At 64.9% G+C, this 21350-nt stretch carries 20 protein-coding genes; 6 read left to right on the forward strand and 14 right to left on the reverse strand.

Translation table 11 applies throughout. The features are described from left to right. The first annotated feature begins 39 nt into the window (after positions 1-39). Complete coding sequence (gene gstA, locus IHE49_RS04340; protein ID WP_192155194.1) at positions 40-660, forward strand: glutathione transferase GstA; 621 nt, start codon at positions 40-42, stop codon at positions 658-660. A 252-nt stretch (positions 661-912) separates the two neighbouring features. On the opposite strand, the gene purB is transcribed toward gstA, so the two are convergent. Beyond that, positions 913-2280, reverse strand: a complete 1368-nt coding sequence (purB, locus tag IHE49_RS04345; RefSeq protein WP_192155195.1) for an adenylosuccinate lyase — start codon at positions 2278-2280, stop codon at positions 913-915. A gap of 224 nt (positions 2281-2504) precedes the next feature. On the opposite strand from purB, the gene IHE49_RS04350 reads away from it, so the two are divergent. Next, entirely contained in the window at positions 2505-3887 is a 1383-nt protein-coding gene (locus tag IHE49_RS04350; protein WP_192155197.1) for a class II fumarate hydratase, read from the forward strand. A 68-nt stretch (positions 3888-3955) separates the two neighbouring features. On the opposite strand, the gene IHE49_RS04355 is transcribed toward IHE49_RS04350, so the two are convergent. The 7 genes from IHE49_RS04355 to IHE49_RS04385 all read right to left on the reverse strand — a co-directional run bounded on the left by IHE49_RS04355 (position 3956) and on the right by IHE49_RS04385 (position 8566). Continuing rightward, complete coding sequence (locus IHE49_RS04355) at positions 3956-4255, reverse strand: hypothetical protein (RefSeq protein ID WP_225578129.1); 300 nt, start codon at positions 4253-4255, stop codon at positions 3956-3958. Positions 4256-4710: 455 nt separating this feature from the next. Beyond that, the gene (locus IHE49_RS04360) at positions 4711-5235 is read right to left on the reverse strand and encodes a hypothetical protein (RefSeq protein WP_192155198.1); all 525 of its coding nucleotides are present in this window, start codon (positions 5233-5235) and stop codon (positions 4711-4713) included. 42 nt (positions 5236-5277) lie between these two features. Next, complete coding sequence (locus IHE49_RS04365; protein ID WP_192155199.1) at positions 5278-5985, reverse strand: hypothetical protein; 708 nt, start codon at positions 5983-5985, stop codon at positions 5278-5280. Between the two features lie 36 nt (positions 5986-6021). Further along, positions 6022-6981 carry a hypothetical protein gene (locus IHE49_RS04370; protein ID WP_192155200.1) on the reverse strand — a complete coding sequence of 320 codons (960 nt, stop codon included), beginning with the start codon at positions 6979-6981 and terminating at the stop codon, positions 6022-6024. After that, on the reverse strand, positions 6978-7835 hold the full coding sequence (locus IHE49_RS04375) for an ABC transporter ATP-binding protein (RefSeq protein ID WP_192155202.1): 858 nt from the start codon (positions 7833-7835) through the stop codon (positions 6978-6980). Before IHE49_RS04375 ends, IHE49_RS04370 begins: the two co-directional genes overlap by 4 nt. Further along, positions 7832-8206 carry a GntR family transcriptional regulator gene (locus IHE49_RS04380; protein WP_077485172.1) on the reverse strand — a complete coding sequence of 125 codons (375 nt, stop codon included), beginning with the start codon at positions 8204-8206 and terminating at the stop codon, positions 7832-7834. Before IHE49_RS04380 ends, IHE49_RS04375 begins: the two co-directional genes overlap by 4 nt. A gap of 3 nt (positions 8207-8209) precedes the next feature. Then, on the reverse strand, positions 8210-8566 hold the full coding sequence (locus tag IHE49_RS04385; protein ID WP_192155204.1) for a hypothetical protein: 357 nt from the start codon (positions 8564-8566) through the stop codon (positions 8210-8212). Positions 8567-8781: 215 nt separating this feature from the next. Between IHE49_RS04385 and IHE49_RS04390 the strand changes: the two genes are divergently transcribed. The 3 genes from IHE49_RS04390 to IHE49_RS04400 are packed head-to-tail and all read left to right on the forward strand — an operon-like array spanning position 8782 to position 11742. Further along, positions 8782-9738: a LysR substrate-binding domain-containing protein gene (locus IHE49_RS04390; protein WP_192155206.1), complete on the forward strand. Its 957-nt coding sequence runs from the start codon at positions 8782-8784 to the stop codon at positions 9736-9738. A gap of 40 nt (positions 9739-9778) precedes the next feature. Then, positions 9779-10924: a pyridoxal phosphate-dependent aminotransferase gene (locus IHE49_RS04395; RefSeq protein ID WP_192155208.1), complete on the forward strand. Its 1146-nt coding sequence runs from the start codon at positions 9779-9781 to the stop codon at positions 10922-10924. A 17-nt stretch (positions 10925-10941) separates the two neighbouring features. Continuing rightward, the gene (locus IHE49_RS04400; RefSeq protein WP_225578186.1) at positions 10942-11742 is read left to right on the forward strand and encodes an amidohydrolase; all 801 of its coding nucleotides are present in this window, start codon (positions 10942-10944) and stop codon (positions 11740-11742) included. 151 nt (positions 11743-11893) lie between these two features. Here the strand turns inward: IHE49_RS04400 and arsC are convergent, their stop codons facing one another. From arsC to IHE49_RS04420, 4 genes are read right to left on the reverse strand one after another with little or no spacing between them, the layout of a single operon-like run. Continuing rightward, the gene (gene arsC, locus IHE49_RS04405; RefSeq protein WP_192155212.1) at positions 11894-12232 is read right to left on the reverse strand and encodes an arsenate reductase (glutaredoxin); all 339 of its coding nucleotides are present in this window, start codon (positions 12230-12232) and stop codon (positions 11894-11896) included. A gap of 9 nt (positions 12233-12241) precedes the next feature. Further along, positions 12242-13726, reverse strand: coding sequence for a pseudouridine synthase (locus IHE49_RS04410; RefSeq protein WP_192155213.1), 1485 nt, complete (start codon positions 13724-13726; stop codon positions 12242-12244). 12 nt (positions 13727-13738) lie between these two features. Continuing rightward, on the reverse strand, positions 13739-14566 hold the full coding sequence (gene scpB / locus IHE49_RS04415) for an SMC-Scp complex subunit ScpB (RefSeq protein ID WP_192155216.1): 828 nt from the start codon (positions 14564-14566) through the stop codon (positions 13739-13741). Between the two features lie 16 nt (positions 14567-14582). Then, positions 14583-15461: a ScpA family protein gene (locus IHE49_RS04420; protein WP_225578187.1), complete on the reverse strand. Its 879-nt coding sequence runs from the start codon at positions 15459-15461 to the stop codon at positions 14583-14585. A 611-nt stretch (positions 15462-16072) separates the two neighbouring features. Between IHE49_RS04420 and IHE49_RS04425 the strand changes: the two genes are divergently transcribed. Then, complete coding sequence (locus IHE49_RS04425; protein WP_192155219.1) at positions 16073-16438, forward strand: PilZ domain-containing protein; 366 nt, start codon at positions 16073-16075, stop codon at positions 16436-16438. Positions 16439-16505: 67 nt separating this feature from the next. Here the strand turns inward: IHE49_RS04425 and IHE49_RS04430 are convergent, their stop codons facing one another. Then, on the reverse strand, positions 16506-18197 hold the full coding sequence (locus IHE49_RS04430) for an AMP-binding protein (protein WP_192155221.1): 1692 nt from the start codon (positions 18195-18197) through the stop codon (positions 16506-16508). Positions 18198-18400: 203 nt separating this feature from the next. Continuing rightward, positions 18401-21148 carry an aconitate hydratase AcnA gene (gene acnA, locus IHE49_RS04435; RefSeq protein WP_192155223.1) on the reverse strand — a complete coding sequence of 916 codons (2748 nt, stop codon included), beginning with the start codon at positions 21146-21148 and terminating at the stop codon, positions 18401-18403. Positions 21149-21350 lie beyond the last annotated feature (202 nt).

The following is a 21350-nucleotide window of genomic DNA, read 5'->3' on the forward strand; positions in this document are numbered from 1 at the left end:
GCGCGTGTCCGTTTCCCGTCCCCCACCTGGAGTCATCGCATGAAGCTCTATTACTCCCCCGGCGCCTGTTCGCTTTCCCCGCACATCGTGGCGCTCGAGGCCGGCATCCAGCTGCAGTTGGAGAAAGTCGACGGCAAGGCCAAGCGCACCGAGAGCGGCGCGGATTTCTGGCTGGTCAATCCCAAGGGTTACGTGCCGGTGCTGGAGCTGGACAGCGGCGAAGTGCTGACCGAAGGCCCGGCGATCGTGCAGTATCTGGCCGACCAGAACCCGGCCAGTGGCCTCGCTCCGGCCAACGGCACGCTGCCGCGCTACCACTTGCAGGAGATGCTGGGTTACATCAATTCGGAGCTCCACAAGAGCTACAGCCCGTTGTTCAAGCCGGATACGCCCGAGGCCACCCGCGTCGAGCGCAAGGAATACCTGAAGCGCCGCTACCAGTTCATCGAGAACGTATTGGCGAAGCAGCCTTTCCTGCTGGGCGACAAATTCACCGCGGCCGATGCCTACCTGTTCACCGTGACCAACTGGGCGAAGCATGTGGAGCTGGACCTTTCGGGCTTCCAGGCGTTGCTGGCCTTCCAGAAGCGTGTGGGCGAGCGCCCGGCGGTGCGCGAAGCATTGGCGGCGGAAGCGCCGAAGAAGCCTGCCCACGCCTGATGCGTATCGGGCCGCGTGTGGAGACACGCGGCCCGATATTCACCGTCCCAGCTGAGCGTAGCTTGCGACAGCAAGCGAAGTCGAAGCGCCAATAGCGCGACGGCCCTTCGACTTCGTCGCTCCTCAAAGCGTGGCCACCCGTGGTTCCTCCCCGCGCCGGTCCTGCGGGCCTATGCTCGGGGTGAATGTAATCTTCGGTTGGCGTCGTGGCCAGCCAGATCGGCCGATGCTGGCGAGCATGTACGCGGTGGATCAGATATCCCGCGCCAAGCCCTCGGCCAAGCCGATGTAGCCGCCCGGCGTAAGGTCGAGCAAGCGTTGCTTCGCGTCGGCGGGCAGCTCCAGCTTGCCGATGAACTCGCGCATCGATTCCTTCGTGATGCCCTGGCCGCGGGTCAGCGCCTTGAGCTGCTCGTAGGGCTGCGGCAGGCCGTAGCGGCGCATCACGGTCTGCACGGCCTCGGCCAGCACTTCCCAGCTGGCATCGAGGTCGGCGGCGAGGCGGTCGGCGTTTACGGTGAGTTTGCCCAGGCCTTTCTGCAGCGACTCCAGCGCCACCAGGGTGTGGCCGAAGGCGGTGCCCAGCGCGCGCAGCACCGTGGAGTCGGTGAGGTCGCGCTGCCAGCGGCTGATCGGCAGCTTCTCGGCGAAATGCCCGAGCAGTGCGTTGGCGAGGCCGAAGTTGCCCTCGGCGTTCTCGAAGTCGATCGGGTTGACCTTGTGCGGCATGGTGGACGAGCCGATCTCGCCCTCCTTGAGCTTCTGCTTGAAGTAGCCCAGCGAGATGTAGCCCCACACGTCGCGCGCGAGGTCGATCAGGATGGTGTTGGCGCGACGCACCGCATCGCAGTATTCGGCCACGCCGTCGTGCGGTTCGATCTGCGTGGTGTACGGGTTGTAGTCCAGGCCCAGGCTTTCCACGAAGCGCTGCGAGAACGCGCGCCAGTCAATCTCGGGATAGGTGATGGCGTGGGCGTTGTAGTTGCCCACCGCACCGTTGATCTTGCCGGGGATCTCCAGCGCGGCGAGCTGTTTGCGCTGGCGCTCCAGCCGCGCCACCACGTTCGCCAGCTCCTTACCCAGGGTGCTGGGCGAAGCGGTCTGGCCGTGGGTGCGCGAAAGCATCGGCAGCGCAGCGTTGGTGTGTGCCAGTTCGCGCAGCTTGGCGATGATGCCGTCGAAGGCGGGCAGCAGCACCTGTTCGCGCGCGTCGCGCAGCATCAACGCGTAGGACAGGTTGTTGATGTCCTCGCTGGTGCAGGCGAAGTGCACGAACTCCTTGGCCTGGGCCAGCGCGGCGTCGTTGCCGATGCGCTCTTTGATGAAGTACTCCACCGCCTTCACGTCGTGATTGGTGGTGGCTTCAATGGCCTTGATGCGCGCGCCGTCTTCGACGGCGAAACCGCTGGCGATGGCGCGCAACTGCGACACCTGCGAAGGCGTGAAGGGAGACAGTTCGGCGATGCCGGACTCGGCGGCCAGCGCCAGCAGCCACTCGATCTCCACGTGCACTCGACGATGCATCAGGCCGAACTCGCTGAAGATCGGGCGCAGCGGCTCAGCCTTGCTGGCGTAGCGGCCGTCCAGCGGCGACAGGGCGGTGAGGGCATGGTTCGACATCGGGGTGTTCCGGCACGGGAAAACGCCCATTTTACATTGACGGCGGGTCGATGCCCGCAGGCTTATAGTGGTTTTTGCTTGTCATCCCGGTGCAGATCGGGGTCCGGTTTGGTTACTCGTGCGTAGTACGCAAAGCCTGTTTCTTGTGCTGCGCACGCATACTTCGCTGGATCCCGGCCTGCGCCGGGATGACGGGCAAACAATCCATTTCCGCGAGAACCGACATGGCCAACTTCCGCACCGAACACGACAGCATGGGCGAGCTGAAGGTGCCCGTCGACGCGCTCTACGGCGCGCAGACCCAGCGTGCGATCGACAATTTCCCGATCTCGGGGCTGCGCCTGCCGCGCGAGTTCATCCGCGCGCTGGGGCTGATCAAGGCTGCCGCCGCCGAGGCGAACCACGGGCTGGGCTACCTGAAGAAAGGGCAGGCCGTGGCGATCCGCAAGGCCGCGCTGGCGGTGGCGGCCGGCGAATACGACACGCAGTTCCCCATCGACGTGTTCCAGACCGGCTCGGGCACCAGCACCAACATGAACGCGAACGAGGTGATTGCTCACCTGGCTGCGCGCGCCGGCACCAAGGTGCATCCGAACGACCACGTCAATTACGGGCAGAGCTCGAATGACGTGATTCCCACCGCGATCCACGTCAGCGCCGCCCTGGTCGCGCACGAACAGTTGCTGCCCGCGCTGAAGCACTTGAAGAAGATCATCGACCAGCGTGCGCGCCAGCTGCGCCACGTAGCCAAGACCGGACGCACCCACTTGATGGATGCGATGCCGGTGACCTTTGGTCAGGAGCTGTCCGGCTGGGCGGCGCAGATCGGCTCAGCCATTGCCCGCATCGAAGACGCACTCAAGCGTATGTGTCGCCTGCCACAGGGCGGTACCGCGGTGGGTACCGGCATCAATGCCGATCCGAAGTTCGGTGCCGCGGTGGCGAAGGAGCTCAAGAAACTCACCGGTGTGCGCTTCGAGGCGATGGAAAACCCGTTCGAGGGCATGGCCGCGCAGGATGACGCGGTAGAGCTTTCCGGTGCGCTGAAGGCGCTGGCCGTGGCGTTGATGAAGATCGCCAACGACCTGCGCTGGATGAACTCCGGTCCGCTCGCCGGCTTGGGCGAGATCGAGCTGCCCGCGCTGCAGCCCGGCTCCTCGATCATGCCCGGCAAGGTGAACCCGGTGATCCCGGAGGCTACGGCGATGGTGGCGGCGCAGGTGATCGGCAACGATGCGGCCATCACCATCGCCGGCCAGTCCGGCAACTTCCAGCTCAACGTGATGCTGCCGTTGATCGCCTACAACCTGCTCGAATCCCTGGACATCCTGGCCAACGTCTCGCGCCTGCTTGCCGACAAAGCCATCGCAGGTTTCAACGTCAACAAGACGCGGGTGAACCAGGCGCTGGCGATGAACCCGATCCTGGTCACCGCGCTGAACCCGGTCATCGGCTACGAGAAGGGGGCGGCTACCGCCAAGCAGGCCTACAAGCAGCATCGACCGATCATGGATGTCGCGCTGGAGACCACCGGTTTGTCGAAGGCCGAATTGCAGAAGCTGCTCGATCCCTTGGCCTTGACCAAAGGGGGCATCCACGAAGGCTGAGCTGGCTGGTGCTTACATTGTGCGTAGTGCTCGCGGCCAATGCCGTGCGTACCACACCGCGAGCGCCGTCAGTGCAGCTTCCGGTACTGCAAAGCCCTGATTGAAGTGCCACGCATGGCCTGGATCGCCAACCTGAGCTGTAAGCAATCCGGGCGCAAGGTTGAATCAGCGGCTCGTGCGTATGCCTGCGGCGATGGAGAGGAAGTCATGAGGCTGGGAACGACCATCATCAAAGATGTGCCGATCTGCCCGCCCTGGGTTGCCGGGCCGAACGGCCCTGGTCTGGCTTGCAGCATTTCCTGCAATTTCCCCGGCGTAAAAAGCTCGAAATAGTCGCGGCAGATGTAGCAAGCATCACCGATGTCCATAGCGCGGCGAGCTTCGATTGCACGGGTGTGCGCCAATGTTTGAGCGGCTGTCTGGCAGTCGTATTCAAGGCAAGCCCTGTATGCGACGAAGGTGGCGCTTACGCGCCGGCAGGCGTGGCGGCCTCCGCCTGCATTTGCCGGAAACTTGGGTGTGCCGCCGGCACCCGCAGGCATAGCATGAACGGCACTTTCGCGAAATGCAGCGGGCCGAGCACGCTGGAAACGGTGTCCTGCCAATCCCGGAGTGGCGCCTACGCGATGCCCGTACCACATGGGCCAGAGCGTTGAGTATCAATCCGAGGCCGAACGAGTGGGGCAGGAATTCCACACGCAGCGGTAGCACCGACTGGTGACACCGCAGTCCCTCGCGGCGCTTCGGAAGTACCGGTGATCTGGCCGTCCATGCAAGGCGGCCTGACATAGCGAGCAACCACGCCAGCGCATGTCAGGCGGCTTCAATCCTTGGCATCTTTCTCGCAGCTCGCCACGTCGTCGGCGCCGACGATGGCCGCATAGGGCTTGAAGGCCGCCAATTGCGCGGCAAGTTGATCCTGCGCATCCTTGATGGCGGCGGTGTCCTTGCAGATGTCGAGGCTGAGCTTCTCGATGCGGTCCGACCCAGCCTTCGTCGCCTTGTCCGCGTTGCCGGAAGAAGACGAGACTGCGGTGGTAATGGCCTTGGTGGCCATGCTGACACCGGCCTTGCCAATGGCGAGGCCGGTGTTGCGTACGTCACGCACGCTTTGGTTGTATTGCGCAAGCAGGGTGCGTTCGGCCGGCGTGACCACCACGGCGTTGCCACCGACCGTGAACCCGCCGTCGGCGGCGATGTTCGCTTCCGACGCGCCGTCGACATGCAAGGTCACCACGTCGCCGTACAGCCTGACCGCGCCGTTCTCCATGGTGGTGTCGGGAACGTGGCAGGCGGCGAGGGAGCATGCCAGTACGGTGGCGATCAGCGTGCGATTAGCGTGCTTCATGATGGGCTCTGTGCTTGATTGGGCAAAGGGCGTGGCTATCGATCAGTCCGAGAACACGGCGACACCCTTCTTGCCGTTCTGGTCGATCATGTCCTTGCTGCAGTCGTCGACGTCCTTCTGCGTCATCGTCGCATAGGGCTGGAAGGCAGGCATGGAGGCGGCCAGCTTCTGCTGCGAGGCCAGCATGCCGGGCAGCCGCTTGCACAGGCGCAGGGCAGCGGCCTGGATCGCGTCGGTCTGCGGCTTGATGCTCGCCTCGATTTCCTTGTCGCTCTTGCCGGTGAACGCGCCCATGATCGCCTGCTTCGCCGCGGCGACGCCGATGTCCGCGCCGCTGGCGCCGATGTCCATGCCGGCATCGGCGATGCCGATGATCTGCTGGCGGTAATCCAACAGCATGGTGTGTTGCTCGGGCGTGGCATCGACGGGTTTGCCTGCGATCACCAGGGTGCCCTGCGGGGTGATGACGGCCTTGGGCAGCTTGTTGTCGTCATCGTCGTCATGCTTGCCCTTGCTGTTGAAGTGCACATTGCCGACGCTGATGTCCTTGGTCTGAAGTTCCCGCTTCGCCTGGTCGATTCCCTTCTGGACCTCCGCGTGGATGACCGACGGCGAGGTCTGCTGCTGCGCCTCCTGCAGAGCTTGTGGCACGTTGTTGTTGGAGCCGCTGTCGGACGATTGGCTGCAGGCCGTCAGAGGCAACAGCAGGATCAGCGCAAGGGTGCTGCCGGTGATCGCGATGTGCTTCATGGTGTCGCTCCCCGTGTGAATGAATTCGATGGGTTATCAGGTGTCGTCGCGCCAGCGGCGCAGCCAGATCGCTGCGGCCAGCAGGGCGAGGCCCGCGATGGCGCCGATCCAGAAGCTGGGCGCCGCCATGACGCTGTAGGCGCTGCCGAGGTCCAGTACGTCCAGGGCGTGTTCAGCGCCGCTGCTCACGGACTGGTAGCTGCTCGCGCCCAGCCAACTGCCCGGAAACACGCTGAGCAGGATGCGGCAGACCACGTCTTTCCAGTACCAGCCGCCACCGACGGAATGTGTGCCCATCAGGTTGAACCAGCCCAGCATTACGCCCACTACCACCGGCAGCACGGCGGCCCACAGGAAAGGTTTGCTGCGTGCCCAGGCGGAGCAGAGCAACAGCCAGCCGGTGGCCGGCAATGCCCACATCGCGTACAGCGGGATGCTGCCGATGAGGTTGACGATGACCTGGAACGGATGTGCATAGACAAGCAGGTGCCAGGCGCCGATGCCGTGGAAGGACAACGCAACCGTGAACAGCAGCAACATCGCGATGCCGGTGAGCACGCCGCAGATCACGGCGATGAACGGGGCCAGCAAGGTGCCGGCAACCACCTTGGCCAGCACGGTGGCCGTGTCGGACAGCGGCAGCGACTTCCAGAACAGCAGGCTGCGGTCGCGGCGGTCGTCGTACAGCGCGCCGAGGCAATAGAAGAACACCACGAAGCCCAGCACGACGCTGATGATGAACGAAGTCGAATACATCATCACGTCCATAAAGGCGCCGGCCTTGGCGGCTTCTTCCGCGGTCAGCGCGTGGTCGAGGATGTGGATCCTGTCGTTGAACAGGAAGTGGAAGCCGTGCTGCGCACCGATCACCTCGCCGCCGATGATGCCCATCAGGTTAAGCAGAAGGAACACGCCGCCGGTGATCACCGGCGCCCATAGAAAGCCGCCGCGGTGTTCCCAGAATTCGCGTTTCACCAGCCAGTAGAAGGTTTTCATGCGTAGGTTCCTTTCATGGTGGCGACGAACAGGTCGCTGACGGAGGGGCGGCGTACTTCGCCCAGCGCCTCCAGTTGCGCGCGTGCCACGCCGTCGAACAGGAAGATGCTCTTGCCGAATACCTGGCGCTCGTCCAGCGGCTTCAGGGCGCGGACTTCGGCAGCGCGTTCGGCGCCAACCATCACTTCGGCAAAACGTTCGCCCACGGCGTCCATGTCGGCGTCCAGCACGATCTTGCCGTCGCGGATGAACATCAGGTCGGTGAGGATGTGCTCGACTTCCTCCACCTGGTGCGTGGTGACGATGATGGTCTTGTTCTCGTCGAAGTAGTCTTCCAGCAGGCTCTGGTAGAACTGCTTGCGGTAGAGGATGTCCAGGCCCAGCGTAGGCTCGTCCAGCACCAGCAGGCGCGCGTCGATGGCCATCACCAGCGCCAGATGCAGCTGCACGATCATGCCCTTGGACATCTGCTTCACGCGCAGGTTGGGCGTGAGCTTGGTGCGGGCGAGGAAGGCTTCGCACTTCTTGCGGTCGAAGCGCGGATGCGTGTGGGCGACGAAATCGACCGCTTCGCTCACGCGGATCCAGCGCGGCAGCACCGCCACGTCGGCGATGAAGCAGACCTGCTCCATCAGCTTGCCGCGTTGCTTGCGCGGATCGAGGCCGAGTACGTCCAGTTCGCCCTGGAAGTCGGTGAGGCCGAGGATCGCCTTCAGCGCGGTGGTCTTGCCGGCGCCGTTCGGGCCGATCAGGCCCACGATGCGGCCGGGCTGGATCTCGAAGCTCACGTTGTCCAGCGCGGCAGCGTTCTTGTAGCGCTTGCCCAGACCGCGGGCAGAGATGACTGCGTTCATGCGTGCTTCTCCGGCTCGGACGGCGCCTCGCGCAGCAGGGTCTTCAGGTCCAGGCCCAGCCGCTGCAGGCGGGCATACAGCGCGGGCCATTCCTCGCGCAGGAAACGCTCGCGTTCGGACTTCAATAGTTCTTCGCGTGCACCCTCGATCACAAACATGCCCAGTCCCCTCCTTTTTTCAACCAAGCGTTCATCGACCAGCTCTTGGTACGCCTTCGACACGGTCAGCGGATTGATCTGGAAATCCGCGGCTACCTGGCGCACTGATGGCAGCGGGTCGCCCTCGTTCAAGGCGCCATCCAGGATCATCGCCACCACGCGTTGGTGCAGTTGGCGATAGATCGGGATGCTGTCGTTCCAGGTGATGGTCATGGATTATTCCTTGCTGCTAGCGCTCGTGGTGCCAAACGAATAGTAGGGCATGGCCAGTTGTGCCCCGAGCTGCACGGCGGCACCGTTGGCGACACCCACCGCAGCGTGTTCCAGCGTGGCGGCGGCCTTCATGTCGGCGGCCGTGGGGGTGACTTCGACCGGCGTCAGGTTGGTCACATGGATGCCGTTGATCCAGGCCACTGCGGGCACGTGGGTCGGCAGGCTCACCACGGCCAGGGTCAGGCTGGTCATCACCACTGCTACGGCGGAGGCGATCCAGCGGCGGGCAGGGACCAGGGTGGTGGTGAAGACGTCGTGGGTTGCGACGGCCGGGTTGTGGGAGTTGAGCTTCGCGTTCATGGCATTGCTCCTCTGGTGAAGTCGTTGAGTGGTGTTGTAGTGAACTATAACACTGAAAATTTGACCGTCAAGCACCGAATGCGGGTTTGGCAACATGACTGATGGCAGGGGTGGGGCGACGGAAGCCCGGAGTGGTGTCTACTGCAGGTGTATTCGAAACAATCTGCCAATTAAGCTGGCCGGATCTGGGGTGTTGTTCGAAGCGGGAAACAACCATGACGCAATTGATCGGGGCACTGCAGGATCTCAACGACCTGTATTTCTTTGCTGCAGTGGTCGAGCACGGCGGATTCTCGGCAGCAGGAAGGGCGCTGGGCATGCCCAAGTCGCGGCTCAGCAAACGGGTAGCGCAACTGGAAGATCGGCTTGGCGTGCGTCTGTTGCAGCGGACCACGCGCCGCTTCGTGGTCACCGAAGTGGGCGAGCGTTTCTATGCGCATTGCCGCGCGGTGCTGGAGGAAGCACGCGCAGCGCAGGAAGCCGTGGACGAGTTGCGTGCCGAGCCGCGCGGCGTGGTGCGCCTGAGTTGCCCGGTGTCGCTGACCCAGACCATCCTCGCCCACGTGCTGCCTGACTTCATGGCGCAATACCCGCGTCTGCAGGTGCGCGTGCTTTCCAGCAATCGCCGCGTGGATCTGCTCGGCGAAGGTTATGACCTCGCGATCCGCGTGCGCAGCAAGCTCGATACCGACACCAACATGGTGGTGCGCAGCTTCGGCCAGTCGCGCGTGCTGCCGGTGGCCAGCCCCAAGCTGCTCGCTGCGCTGGGGCGCCCCAAGCATCCCGGCGAGCTGGCGAAATTCCCGGCGCTGTCGATGCAGGAACACGAAGGCCCGCAGACCTGGGAGCTGATCGACGCAAGCGGCGAGCGCGTCAACGTGGAAGTGGACGCGCGGCTGATCTGCGGCGACTTCGCCGTGTTGCTGGAGGCGGCACGCCGCGGTGTCGGCGTGACCCTGCTGCCGGAGTTCGTCTGCGCACCGGCGGTGACCAGCGGCGAACTGGAAGTGCTGCTGCCGGAATGGAGCGCGCCGGAAGGCACCATGCACTTCATCTATCCCAGCCGCCGCGGCATGTTGCCGGGCGTGCGCGCGCTGGTGGACTTCCTTGCCGAACGCCTGCCTTCGGCCACCCTGAGCAAGCACGAGGAGTGCAAGAAGCGCGCGTTGTGACCATGCTACGCTTTCGTTTGGACTTCCATACGGCAATGCGATGAAGATCGACACCAAGCTCCCCAAGGTCGGCACCACCATTTTCAGCGTGATGAGTCAGCTCGCGCTGGAGCACAAGGCGGTGAACCTGGGGCAGGGCTTTCCCGATTTCGAACCGCCGCAGGGCCTGCGCGATGCGCTGGCGCGGGCGATGAACGAGGGAAGGAACCAGTACGCGCCGATGCACGGCACCGCGCCGCTGCGCGAGCAGATCGCGGCCAAGACCGAGCGCATGTACGGCCACCGCCCCGACATGGACGCCGAAATCACCGTCACCTCCGGCGCCACCGAGGCGCTGTTCGCAGCGATCGCCGCGGTGGTGCGCGAGGGCGAGGAGGTGATCGTTTTCGACCCCTCCTACGATAGCTACGAGCCGGCGATCGAGCTGCAAGGGGCGAGGGCGGTGCACATTCCGTTGATCGCCCCGGCTTTCTCGGTGGACTGGCAGCGCGTGCGCGATGCGGTGACCCCGCGTACGCGCATGATCCTCATCAACAGCCCCCACAATCCGTCCGGTGCGGTGCTATCCGCGGCCGATCTCGAAGAGCTGGCGGCGATCGTGCGCGACACGGACATCGTGGTGCTATCGGACGAGGTCTACGAACATATCGTCTACGACGGCAGGCAGCATGAGAGCGTGCTGCGCCATCCGGAGCTCGCTGCGCGCAGCTTCGTGATCTCCTCCTTTGGCAAGACCTATCACTGCACCGGATGGAAGCTGGGTTATGCGGTGGCACCGCGTGCGCTTACCGTGGAATTCCGCAAGGTGCACCAGTACCTCACCTTCTGCAGCTTCCACCCAGCGCAGGCCGCATTCGCCGAGTTCCTTGCCAGCGACCCGCAGCATTACCTTGAATTGCCTGCGTTCTATCAGGCCAAGCGCGACCGTTTCCGCGCGCTGCTGGCGCCTTCGCGCTTCAAGCTGCTCGACGTGCCGGGCGGCTATTTCCAACTGGTGGACTATTCCGCCATCCGCGACGACGACGACCTCGCCTTCAGCCGCTGGCTGGTGGAGCAGGGTGGAGTGGCGGCGATTCCGCTGACGCCGTTCTGCGAAGCCGCGCCGGGCACGCGCCTGCTGCGCCTGTGCTTTGCCAAGAGCGATGTCACCATGGAGGCGGCCGCCGAGCGGCTGTGCCGGCTGTGAGTGGAGATGGCGTGGGCCTGCAGCCGCTGACAGTTTCGCTGGTGCAGGGAGCCACCCGCTGGCACGATGCGTCGGCCAACCGCGACTATTACGGCAAGCTGGTACGCCGCGCGCGCGGCAGCGATCTGGTCGTGCTGCCGGAAACCTTCCTTTCCGGCTTCAGCAACGATACGGGTGCCAGTGCGGACACCATGGACGGCGAGGGCGTGGCATGGCTGCGCGCGCTGGCCGCCGAGACAGGCGCGGTGATCTGCGGCAGTCTGGCGATCCGCGAAGCCGGCACGGTCTACAACCGGCTGCTGTGGATGCGGCCGGACGGCACGTTCCAGCAATACGACAAACGCCATCTGTTCCGCATGGCCGGCGAGCATACGCGTTACGGCGGCGGCAGCGAGCGGCTGATCGTGGAACTGAAGGGCTGGCGCATCCTGCCGCAGGTTTGCTACGACCTGCGCTTCCCGGTGTGGCTGCGCAACCGCCGGCTGGAAAGCGCTGCCGGCGGCATGGACTATGACCTTGCCATCTTCGTGGCCAACTGGCCCGCGCCGCGGCGCCAGCCTTGGCGCACGCTGTTGCGCGCCCGTGCGATCGAGAACCTCGCCTGCGTGATCGGCGTGAACCGCGTGGGCGTGGACGGCAATGAACTGCCTTACGCCGGCGACAGCGCGGTAATCGACCCGGTCGGCGAGCCGCTGGTGGAATGCGGTGCGCTGGAACAGGTAGCCACGCTTACCCTCGACCCCGCGCCGTTGCTCGCGCATCGCGAACGCTTCCCGGCATGGATGGACGCCGACGCCTTCACGCTCGATCGAGCCTGATTGGATTGCCGGTGTGCCCTGTGCGTAACGGTTTCGGCTTTCGCTTGTCATCCCGGCGAAGGCCGGGATCCGGTACCGATCCCGCTCATTCAGGCCAGTCGGCTGCTGGATTCCGGCCTGCGCCGGAATGACGAGCCATGATGCGAGGTGGTTACAGGATTTCCAGCACCGCTTCCGGCGGCCGGCCAATCGCCGCCTTGCCGTTGGCAACCACGATGGGGCGTTCGATCAGGATCGGGTGCCTGACCATGGCGGTGATCAAGGCTTCTTCGTCCAGCGTGGGGTCGGCAAGGCCGAGCTGCGCGTAGACGGCTTCGCCGTTGCGCAACAGCTGGCGTGCAGGAATACCGAGCAGCTTGAGCAGATGCTTCAACTCGGCCGCATCGGGCGGCGTGTCGAGGTAGTTCACCACCTCGACATCGCGGCCTTCCAGCAGCGCCAGCGTGGCGCGTGACTTGCTGCAGCGGTTGTTGTGATAGATACGGATCATCGCCGGCAATCAGCGATTGCCGGAACGACCGCCGCCGCTGCCGCCGCGACCATGTGGACGGTTGCCGCCGGGGCGACCCCCGCCGTGCGGCGGCCGATTGCCGCCTTGGCCTTGCGGGCGACCACGGCCGCCCTGACGGTTGCCGGCCGGGCGGCCTTCGCCGCCGTGGCTGTTGCCGAAACCGCCATGCCCGCCGTGCCCGCTATGGCCACTTCCCTGGCTGCCACCGAAGCCGCTGCCGTACGGATTGGCATTCGCGAAGCCGCCATGGCCTGCGCCACCGCGCGCACCACCGGCGCCACCGCCGGGCTTGCCGCCACGGCGCTTGTTGCCTTGGCCGCCGCCGGCCGGGCGCGCGCCGCCATCACGGCTGTCGCCGGCAAACCAGGTGCGCACCGAGGGCAGTTCCTGGCCGGGTGCGATGCCGCGCTTGTTCTTGCGCTGGAAGCCGTTGCCGGACGCACGTTCCGGTCGGGCAACGTTGCCGTTCACTTCCTTGCCGGGGTGGCGACGCTGCTGCCGGCCGCGCACGGGTTCTTCGCGGATGCGGTCGTAGGCGCGCAGTTCGCGTGCTTCGTCCTGGTGGCCGCTGCTCCAGCCGCTGCTGGAGCCGCTCTCGGGGCGGTATTCGGTGACGTTGCGGTTGGCGCGGCGCTGGTGCAGCACCGGGCTCAAGGTGAGCACGGGCTGCGGCGCGCCGAGGCCGGCGGCCTGGCGCAGCTGCTTCACGGATTCCTCGTCCAGCGTGGCGCTGTCGTCGCGGCGCAGGGTGCGCGGCAGTTCGATGTTGCCGTAGCGGATGCGCTTGAGGCGGCTGACCAGGAACCCCTGGGAATCCCACAGGCGGCGCACTTCGCGGTTGCGGCCTTCGCGGATCACCACGCGGAACCAGCTGTGGCTGCCGCCGCGGCTGATCACGGCGATTTCGTCGAAGCGGGCAGGGCCGTCTTCCAGTTCCACGCCGGCCTTGAGCTTTTCGATCACCTCGTCGGGTACCTCGCCGTGCACGCGGCAGAGATATTCGCGCTCGATGCCGCTCTTGGGGTGCATCAGCGCGTTGGCGAGTTCACCGTCGGTGGTGAGCAGCAGGAGGCCTGTGGTGTTGATGTCGAGGCGACCCACGGCGACCCAGCGCGCGCCCTTGAGGCGCGGCAGCTGTTCGAACACGGTGGGGCGGCCTTCGGGGTCGTCGCGCGTGGTGAGCACGCCCTCGGGCTTGTGGTAGATCAGCACCTCGGTGTCGCCGCGGTTGTCGGTGGCGACCACGAACTGCTTGCCGTCGACCACCACGCGGTCGCCCGCATGCACGCTGGTGCCGATGGTGGCGGGCTGGCCGTTGAGTTCGATCTCGCCGGCCTGGATGCGCTGTTCCAGCATGCGGCGCGAGCCGAGGCCGGCGTTGGCGAGCACCTTGTGCAGGCGCTCTTCCAGCGACGCGTTCTCGGTGACCGGCGCGCGCTTGAGGGAAAGTGTGGATTTTTTCGGCGCAGTCATGCGCGTTGCTCCTCAGGAATTCTGTGCGGTTTCGCCGTCTTCGGCGTCCGCGGGGGCCGCTGCCTCATCGGCAGTGGAGGGTTCGGTTTCGCCGGCTTCGGCTGGGTGTTCAGTTGTTTCGGCGGCGGCTCCGGCGTCCGCCTCGTCTGTTTCGTGATGGACGGCTTCGTGCCCGTGCTCGTCCGCCTCGGTGTGGGTGGCTTCGTGCTCGTCGGTTTCCGACTCGCCTGCTTCCACTTCGTCCGGATCGATCGGCAGGTCCTTGATGACGCGGGCGGGCAGCGGGGTCTGCTCGAAGCCCATCTGCGGATCTTCCATGTCGCGGATTTCGGACAACGGTGGAAGCTGATCCAATGATTTCAGGTTGAAGTAGTCAAGAAACGCGCGGGTGGTGCCGAACAGCGCCGGCCTGCCGGGCACGTCGCGGTAGCCGACAACGCGGATCCATTCGCGTTCTTCCATCGTCTTGATGATGTTGCTGGAGACCACGACACCACGGATTTGTTCGATCTCCGGGCGCGTGATCGGCTGCCGGTAGGCGATCAGCGCCAGCGTCTCCAGCAAGGCGCGCGAGTAGCGGCTGGGCTTCTCGGTCCACATGCGGGAGATCCACGGGTGCACGTCCTGGCGTACCTGGTAGCGGAAGCCGGAGGCGACCTCCTTCAGTTCCACGCCGCGGCCTTCGCAGTCGGCGCCCAGCGCTTCCAGCGTGCGGGCGATCTGTTCGTGGCCGACTTCGTCGGTTTCGCTGAACAGGTCGCCGATCTGGGCGACGGTCATCGGCTGGCTGGCGGCGAGCAGGGCCGCTTCGACGATGGGTTTGAGTTGCTCGATCTGCATGGTTCCCGGTGCCGATTCAGTGCGTGCCGTTGCCGGCGATGTCCGGCGTCTCGAACGCCGGTTCCGCGGCGCCCATATCGTTCGCGTCGTCCTGCTCCATCGCGTCGGCGAGGACCGCCTCGGCATCCACGCGCGCCTTCAGATAGATCGGTGCCAGCGGAGCCTCCTGCACGATCTCGATCAGCATTTCCTTGGCCAGTTCCAGCATGGCCAGGAAGGTGACCACCACGCCGAGGCGCCCTTCGCTGGCGTCGAACAGCGTTTCGAAGCGATGGAAGGCCGGCCCTTCCAGCTTGCCCAGCAACTCGCCCATGCGCTGGCGGACGCTGAGTGCCTCGCGCTTGATTGCATGATGGCCGAACAGTTCGGCACGATGCAGCACGTCCTTGAGCGCCAGCAGCATTTCCTTGAGATCCAGCGGCGGCGGCAGCTTGATCACATTGCGTTCGCCGGTGTCGGCCTGCGCAACGGCCGTGTCGCGTTCCATCCGGGGCAGCGACTCGATGTCCTCGGCCGCCTTCTTGAAGCGCTCGTACTCCTGCAGGCGGCGCACCAGCTCGGCGCGTGGGTCGTCCTCCAGGCCTTCCTCGGCGGGTGGCCGCGGCAGCAGCAGGCGCGACTTGATCTCGCCCAGGATCGCTGCCATCAGCAGGTACTCCGCGGCCAGCTCCAGCCGCATCGTTTCCCGCATCATGTCGATGTATTCCATGTATTGCCGGGTGATCTCGGCAATCGGAATGTCCAGGATGTCCAGGTTCTGCCGGCGGATCAGGTACAGCAGCAGATCCAGCGGACCCTCGAACGCCTCAAGGAAAACCTCCAGCGCATCCGGCGGGATGTACAGGTCCTGCGGCATTTGCAGCACCGGTTCGCCGCGCACGATCGCCAGCGGCATTTCCTGCTGCTGGGGATGCGCCGCCTGGTTGTCCCGCAAGTTGTCCTGCGATGCGTCCGGGCCCTGCGGCCCGACTGGCTCGGTGCTCATCGATGCGTGTCATTGGGCCGCAAGGCGGCCGGCAGTGCGTCTGTTTTGGGTTGCCTTCTGCCAGGCGACGGCGCGGAGCGCGAGCCGTGTCTGGCCGGTGCAAGGCTATGCGGCGACGTGGAAAACGTCGTCAACGAATCGAGTGGTCTGGCTGGGGCATCAGGTGGGCGCCATCACTGCCAGGACTGGCCGTGGCGCCACGCGTGGGCGAAGAGTAGCGATTGGCTGGCGACAAGTCCAGCGAGTGTGACGTGTGGGTGGGTACCATGCATGCCTTGCATGTGGAACACTCTGCGGTTGGCTCGTGGCGATATCGCCGGGCGAATCGCTCAAGTGACCTTGGGTGTCCGACGCGACGGCATGCGTCAGTTGCCGCGCGCGAAATATGGGACGAAGCGCGTTATGACGCCGTTTTCAGAGCTGGCATGTGGTTTGCTTGAGTGTGATGGCGGGCACGGTTTGCTGGTGCGATCCGCGGGGCTGTCGCCGTAGCGACGAGATGTGACAATCGAGGAGCTTTCATGGTGAAGGACAGCAACGAAATGCCCGGCAGCGAAAGCGAACACTTGCGCCCGGCGCGCATGCAGATCGAGACGACGGTGCTGATGAGCCGCGGTGTTGAATCGCACCCCACCGAGCTGGTGGACATCTCGGCAACTGGCGTGCTGCTGCGTCGCCCCTTGGGCTGGACCGGAGAGGTGGGCCAGAGCTGGCTGCTGGACATGATCTTCGGCAGCGACCTGCACATCCATCTGGAGGCGCAGGTGGCGCGTGTGGCCGACCATCACGTCGGTTTTTCCTACGTATGCATCCCCGAGGACAAGCAGGTGCCGTTGTGGAACCTGCTGGGCGGTTACGCCGATATCCTGGAGTCCTGGAAGGACTGACCGCGATTGCGTGATTCCGCGAAACCGGTGGACTCGAAGGCCCCGCCCTGGCGGGGCCTTCGCCGTTTCAGTGGGCGACGGCTGCGGCTTTCTTCTCGTCGCGCAACTCGCGGCGCAGGATCTTGCCGACATTGCTCTTGGGCAGTGCGTCGCGGAATTCGATGAACTTGGGCCGCTTGTAGCCGGTGAGATTGTCGCGGCAGAACTGCTTGAGCGCTTCCTCGGTAAGGTTCGGGTCCTTGCGGACAACGAACAGCTTGACCACCTCGCCGGAATGCTCGTCCGGAACGCCCACCGCGGCTACCTCGGCCACGCCCGGATGCTGCATCACCGTGTCCTCGACCTCGTTCGGGTACACGTTGAAGCCGGACACCAGGATCATGTCCTTCTTGCGGTCGACGATGTAGACGTAGCCGGCTTCGTCCATCCTGGCGATATCACCGGTGTGCAGCCAACCATCGGCAGCGAGCACCTTGTCGGTTTCGTCGGGACGCTGCCAGTAGCCCTTCATCACCTGGGGGCCGTGCACCATCAGTTCGCCCACTTCGCCGGTCGGCAATGGCTGGTTCTCTTCCGACCAGATCGCCACCTCGGTGCTGGGCAGCGGCAGGCCGATCGAGCCGTTGTATTCCTTCAGGTCGGTGGGGTTGATGCACACGCCGGGCGAGGTTTCGGTGAGGCCGTAGGCTTCCGCCAAGGCGCAGCCCGTCACGCGTTGCCAGCGTTCCGCCACGGGACGTTGCACCGCCATGCCGCCGCCCAGCGAGATTTTCAGGTGCGAAAAATCCACTTCGGCGAAGCCGGGCGTGTTGAGCAGGCCGTTGAACAGGGTGTTGACGCCGGGCAGGATCGAGAAGGGCGCCTGTTTCAGTTCCTTGACGAAGCCGGGCATGTCGCGCGGATTGGTGATCAGCAGCGTGAGCGCACCCAACCGCGTGAACACCATGCCGCAGGCGGTCAGCGAGAAGATGTGGTACAGCGGCAGGGCGCCGATGGCGACCTCCTCGCCGGGCTTCAGCGCGTCGCCGATCCAGGCGCCCACCTGCAGCATGTTGGCGACCATGTTGGCGTGGGTCAGCATGGCGCCCTTGGCCACGCCGGTGGTGCCGCCGGTGTACTGCAGGAAGGCGAGGTCGCCATGGCCGAGTTCCACCCGGGGCAACGGATGCGCGGCGCCCTGCGCCAGCGCGTCACGGAAGCGCACCGCCTGCGGCAGGCTGTAGGGCGGCACCATCTTCTTCACGTGCTTGAGCACGAAGTTGACCAGTGCACCCTTGGGAAAGCCGAGCAGGTCACCAATGCCGGTGGTGACGATGTGCTGCACCTGGGTGTCGGCCACCGCTTGCTGCAGGGTGGCGGCGAAGTTGTCCAGCACCACGATGGCCTTGGCGCCGGAATCCACCAGCTGGTGCTTCAACTCGCGGGCGGTGTACATCGGGTTGGTGTTGACCACCACCAGCCCGGCACGCAACGCACCATACAGGGCGATCGGATATTGCAGCACGTTCGGCATCATGATCGCGATGCGATCACCCTTGCCGAGCTTGAGGACGCCGGTGAGGTAGCCGGCGAACTGGCGGCTCAGGACATCGATCTGACCATAGCTGAGGCGTTTGCCGAAATTGGCGAACGCAGGGCGGTCGCGGAAGCGCTGGAACGCTTCTTCCAGTACGGCGGCGACCGAGGCGTAGGCGGTGAGGTCGATCTCGGCGGGCACGCCTTGCGGATAATGATCCAGCCATGGACGCTCGTTGCTCATGTGCTTGCTCGACTCCTGATCGCGATCGCCCGGGAGAGCGATACCCCTCACCGCATTGGAGCATGCGCGCGCGTACGGCGGCAAGGCGCGCAGCATGTTCTCACTGCGATCGTCCATGGCCGCGGGGATCAAACGGGCGGCCATCCATGGCCGCGCTGCTCACCAATGACGCCTACCGCGATTCAAGGGTGTCGCGGCTGCACTCAGGCGGCTTTCCTTCTCGCCAGCTGGCGCAACACGTATTGCAGGATGCCGCCGTGGCGGAAGAATTCGCGCTCCTTCGGCGTGAGCAGCAGCACCTTCACGCTGAACTGCTTCTTCTTGCCGTCGGTGCCTGTGGCGGTGACCTCCGCGGTCTTCGACCCACCGTCCTGCAGTCCGGCGATGTCGAAGGTCTCCCTGCCGGTCAGGCCCAGCGACTGCGCGTTCTGGCCGTCTTCGAACTGCAGCGGCAACACGCCCATGCCCACCAGGTTGGAACGGTGGATGCGCTCGAAGCTCTCGGCGATCACCGCCTTCACGCCCAGCAGCAGGGTGCCCTTGGCCGCCCAGTCGCGCGAGGAACCGGTGCCGTATTCCTTGCCGGCGAGCACGACCAACGGCGTACCTTCGGTCTTGTACTTCATCGCCGCATCGTAGATGGCCATCTGTTCGCCGCTGGGAACGTGCAGGGTGTAGCCGCCTTCGACACCGTCCAGCATCAGGTTCTTGATGCGGATGTTGGCGAAGGTGCCGCGCACCATCACGTCGTCGTTGCCGCGACGCGAGCCATAGGAGTTGAAGTCCTTCGGCTCCACGCCCCTGGACATCAGGAAGCGGCCTGCCGGGCTGTCTTTCTTGATCGAACCGGCTGGCGAGATGTGGTCCGTGGTGATCGAGTCGCCGAACAGGCCGAGCACGCGCGCACCGTGGATGTCCTCGATCTTGCCCGTCTCCATGGTCATGCCGTCGAAATAGGGCGGGTTCTTGATGTAGGTCGAATCCCCCCACTGGTAGACGGAGCCGTCCGGCGAGGCGATGTGGTTCCAGCGGCTGTCGCCCTTGAACACGTCGGCATAGTTCTTCTCGAACATGGCCGGATTGATCGCGCCGGCAATGGTGTCGGAGATTTCCTTGTCGGTCGGCCAGATGTCCTTGAGGTAGACCGGCTGGCCATCGGTGCCGGTTCCGATCGGATCCCTGGTGAGGTCGATGTCCAGCGTGCCGGCCAGCGCGTAGGCGACGACCAGCGGCGGCGAAGCCAGGTAGTTCATCTTCACTTCCGGATGCACGCGACCCTCGAAGTTGCGGTTGCCGGAGAGCACCGAGGCCACGGCAAGGTCGCCATCGGCGATGCCCTTGCTGATCTCGACCGGCAACGGACCGGAATTGCCGATGCAGGTGGTGCAGCCGTAGCCGACGATGTAGAAGCCGATCTTTTCGAGCTCCTTCAGCAGACCGGTTTTTTCGAGGTAGTCGGAGACCACCAGCGAGCCCGGCCCGATCGAGGTCTTCACCCATGGCTTGGCCTTCAGGCCCTTCGCTGCGGCCTTCTTCGCCACCAGGCCGGCGCCCAGCATCACCGCGGGATTGGAGGTGTTGGTGCAGGAGGTGATCGCGGCGATCACCACGGCGCCATCGCCCAGCTTGAACTTGTCGCCATTCAATTCGACATGCTCGCCTTCGCCGAAGGCGCTCTCCTCGTGGCCCACCGCGGTGTCGCCGCCTTCGCCGGCGAAGCGCTCGATCGTGGTAGCCATCGGTTTGCGTGCGCTGGTGAGGCCGACGACGGCATCCTTGAAACTCTTGCGTACGTCGCCGAGTAGCACGCGGTCCTGCGGGCGCTTGGGGCCAGCCATGGAGGGCTTCACGTCGGCGAGGTCCAGCTCCAGCGTGGTGGTGAATTCGGCGTGCGGCGTGTGTTCGTCGTGCCACAGGCCCTGTGCCTTCGCATAGGCTTCCACCAGCCTGATCTGTTCCTCGCTGCGACCGGACAGGTGCAGATAGTTCAGCGCTTCCTGGTCGATGGGGAAGATGCCGCAGGTGGCACCGTATTCCGGCGCCATGTTGCCGATGGTGGCGCGGTCGGCCAGCGCCAGGTGCTTGAGGCCGTCGCCGAAGAATTCCACGAACTTGCCCACCACGCCCAGCTTGCGCAGCATCTGGGTGACGGTGAGCACCAGGTCGGTGGCGGTGACGCCTTCGGACAGCTTGCCGGTGAGCTTGAAGCCCACGACCTGCGGGATCAGCATGGAAGAGGGTTGGCCCAGCATCGCGGCCTCGGCCTCGATGCCGCCCACGCCCCAGCCCAGCACGCCGATGCCGTTGATCATCGTGGTATGGCTGTCGGTGCCGAATACGGTATCCGGATAGGCCCAGGGCTCGCCGTTTTCCTCGCCCGTGAACACCACGCGCGCCAGGTGCTCCAGGTTCACCTGGTGCACGATGCCGGTGCGCGGCGGCACCACCTTGAAGTTGTCGAAGGCCTTCTGGCCCCAGCGCAGGAAGCTGTAGCGCTCCTGGTTGCGCTGGAATTCGATCTCGACGTTCTTCTCCAGCGCGGATTCCGAACCGAAGACATCCACCTGTACGGAGTGGTCGATGACCAGTTCCGCCGGCGCCAGCGGGTTGATCTGCTTGGCATCGCCACCCAGCTTCACCACCGCGTCGCGCATCGCTGCCAGGTCGACCACGCAGGGCACGCCGGTGAAGTCCTGCAGCACGACGCGCGCGGGCATGAAGGCGATTTCGGTGCCCGACTCCTTCTTCGCATCCCAGTTCGCCACCGCCTCGATTTCCTTCGCCGTCACATTGACGCCGTCCTCGTGACGCAGCAGGTTCTCCAGCAGGATCTTCATCGAGTAGGGCAGGCGTTTGATATCGAAGCGCTGGCCGAGCTTGGCGAGGCTGGCGATGCGGTACTGGCGGCCGTTGACGGCGAGGGTGTCGCGGGTGGCGAATGAATCCTGCATGGCTTGACTCCGGTGGCTCGAATCTGGCGAGGGGAACTGCCGCGATGCTACGCCACTGAACGTGAGCGGTATCGCAAGGCGGCATTGCACGATTTCGAATGCTGCCGGAAACAGGTTTCCGTTGCTGGGGGCGCGGGCCGGCTGGCAAAATTGGCGGCTGAAAGAAGCGGTTGATCGCGCCGGCACCGGCGATCCTCGCCAC

The organism is Rhodanobacter sp. 7MK24 (assembly GCF_014842995.1).
Lineage (GTDB): Bacteria > Pseudomonadota > Gammaproteobacteria > Xanthomonadales > Rhodanobacteraceae > Rhodanobacter_A.

Bases quoted from the DNA above. Each gene is read 5' to 3' on its own strand.
- gstA (WP_192155194.1), top strand. From the start codon at position 40: ATGAAGCTCTATTACTCCCCCGGCGCCTGTTCGCTTTCCCCGCACATC.
- purB (WP_192155195.1), bottom strand. From the start codon at position 2,280: ATGTCGAACCATGCCCTCACCGCCCTGTCGCCGCTGGACGGCCGCTAC.
- IHE49_RS04350 (WP_192155197.1), top strand. From the start codon at position 2,505: ATGGCCAACTTCCGCACCGAACACGACAGCATGGGCGAGCTGAAGGTG.
- IHE49_RS04355 (WP_225578129.1), bottom strand. From the start codon at position 4,255: ATGGACATCGGTGATGCTTGCTACATCTGCCGCGACTATTTCGAGCTT.
- IHE49_RS04360 (WP_192155198.1), bottom strand. From the start codon at position 5,235: ATGAAGCACGCTAATCGCACGCTGATCGCCACCGTACTGGCATGCTCC.
- IHE49_RS04365 (WP_192155199.1), bottom strand. From the start codon at position 5,985: ATGAAGCACATCGCGATCACCGGCAGCACCCTTGCGCTGATCCTGCTG.
- IHE49_RS04370 (WP_192155200.1), bottom strand. From the start codon at position 6,981: ATGAAAACCTTCTACTGGCTGGTGAAACGCGAATTCTGGGAACACCGC.
- IHE49_RS04375 (WP_192155202.1), bottom strand. From the start codon at position 7,835: ATGAACGCAGTCATCTCTGCCCGCGGTCTGGGCAAGCGCTACAAGAAC.
- IHE49_RS04380 (WP_077485172.1), bottom strand. From the start codon at position 8,206: ATGACCATCACCTGGAACGACAGCATCCCGATCTATCGCCAACTGCAC.
- IHE49_RS04385 (WP_192155204.1), bottom strand. From the start codon at position 8,566: ATGAACGCGAAGCTCAACTCCCACAACCCGGCCGTCGCAACCCACGAC.
- IHE49_RS04390 (WP_192155206.1), top strand. From the start codon at position 8,782: ATGACGCAATTGATCGGGGCACTGCAGGATCTCAACGACCTGTATTTC.
- IHE49_RS04395 (WP_192155208.1), top strand. From the start codon at position 9,779: ATGAAGATCGACACCAAGCTCCCCAAGGTCGGCACCACCATTTTCAGC.
- arsC (WP_192155212.1), bottom strand. From the start codon at position 12,232: ATGATCCGTATCTATCACAACAACCGCTGCAGCAAGTCACGCGCCACG.
- IHE49_RS04410 (WP_192155213.1), bottom strand. From the start codon at position 13,726: ATGACTGCGCCGAAAAAATCCACACTTTCCCTCAAGCGCGCGCCGGTC.
- scpB (WP_192155216.1), bottom strand. From the start codon at position 14,566: ATGCAGATCGAGCAACTCAAACCCATCGTCGAAGCGGCCCTGCTCGCC.
- IHE49_RS04420 (WP_225578187.1), bottom strand. From the start codon at position 15,461: ATGCCGCTGGCGATCGTGCGCGGCGAACCGGTGCTGCAAATGCCGCAG.
- IHE49_RS04425 (WP_192155219.1), top strand. From the start codon at position 16,073: ATGGTGAAGGACAGCAACGAAATGCCCGGCAGCGAAAGCGAACACTTG.
- IHE49_RS04430 (WP_192155221.1), bottom strand. From the start codon at position 18,197: ATGAGCAACGAGCGTCCATGGCTGGATCATTATCCGCAAGGCGTGCCC.
- acnA (WP_192155223.1), bottom strand. From the start codon at position 21,148: ATGCAGGATTCATTCGCCACCCGCGACACCCTCGCCGTCAACGGCCGC.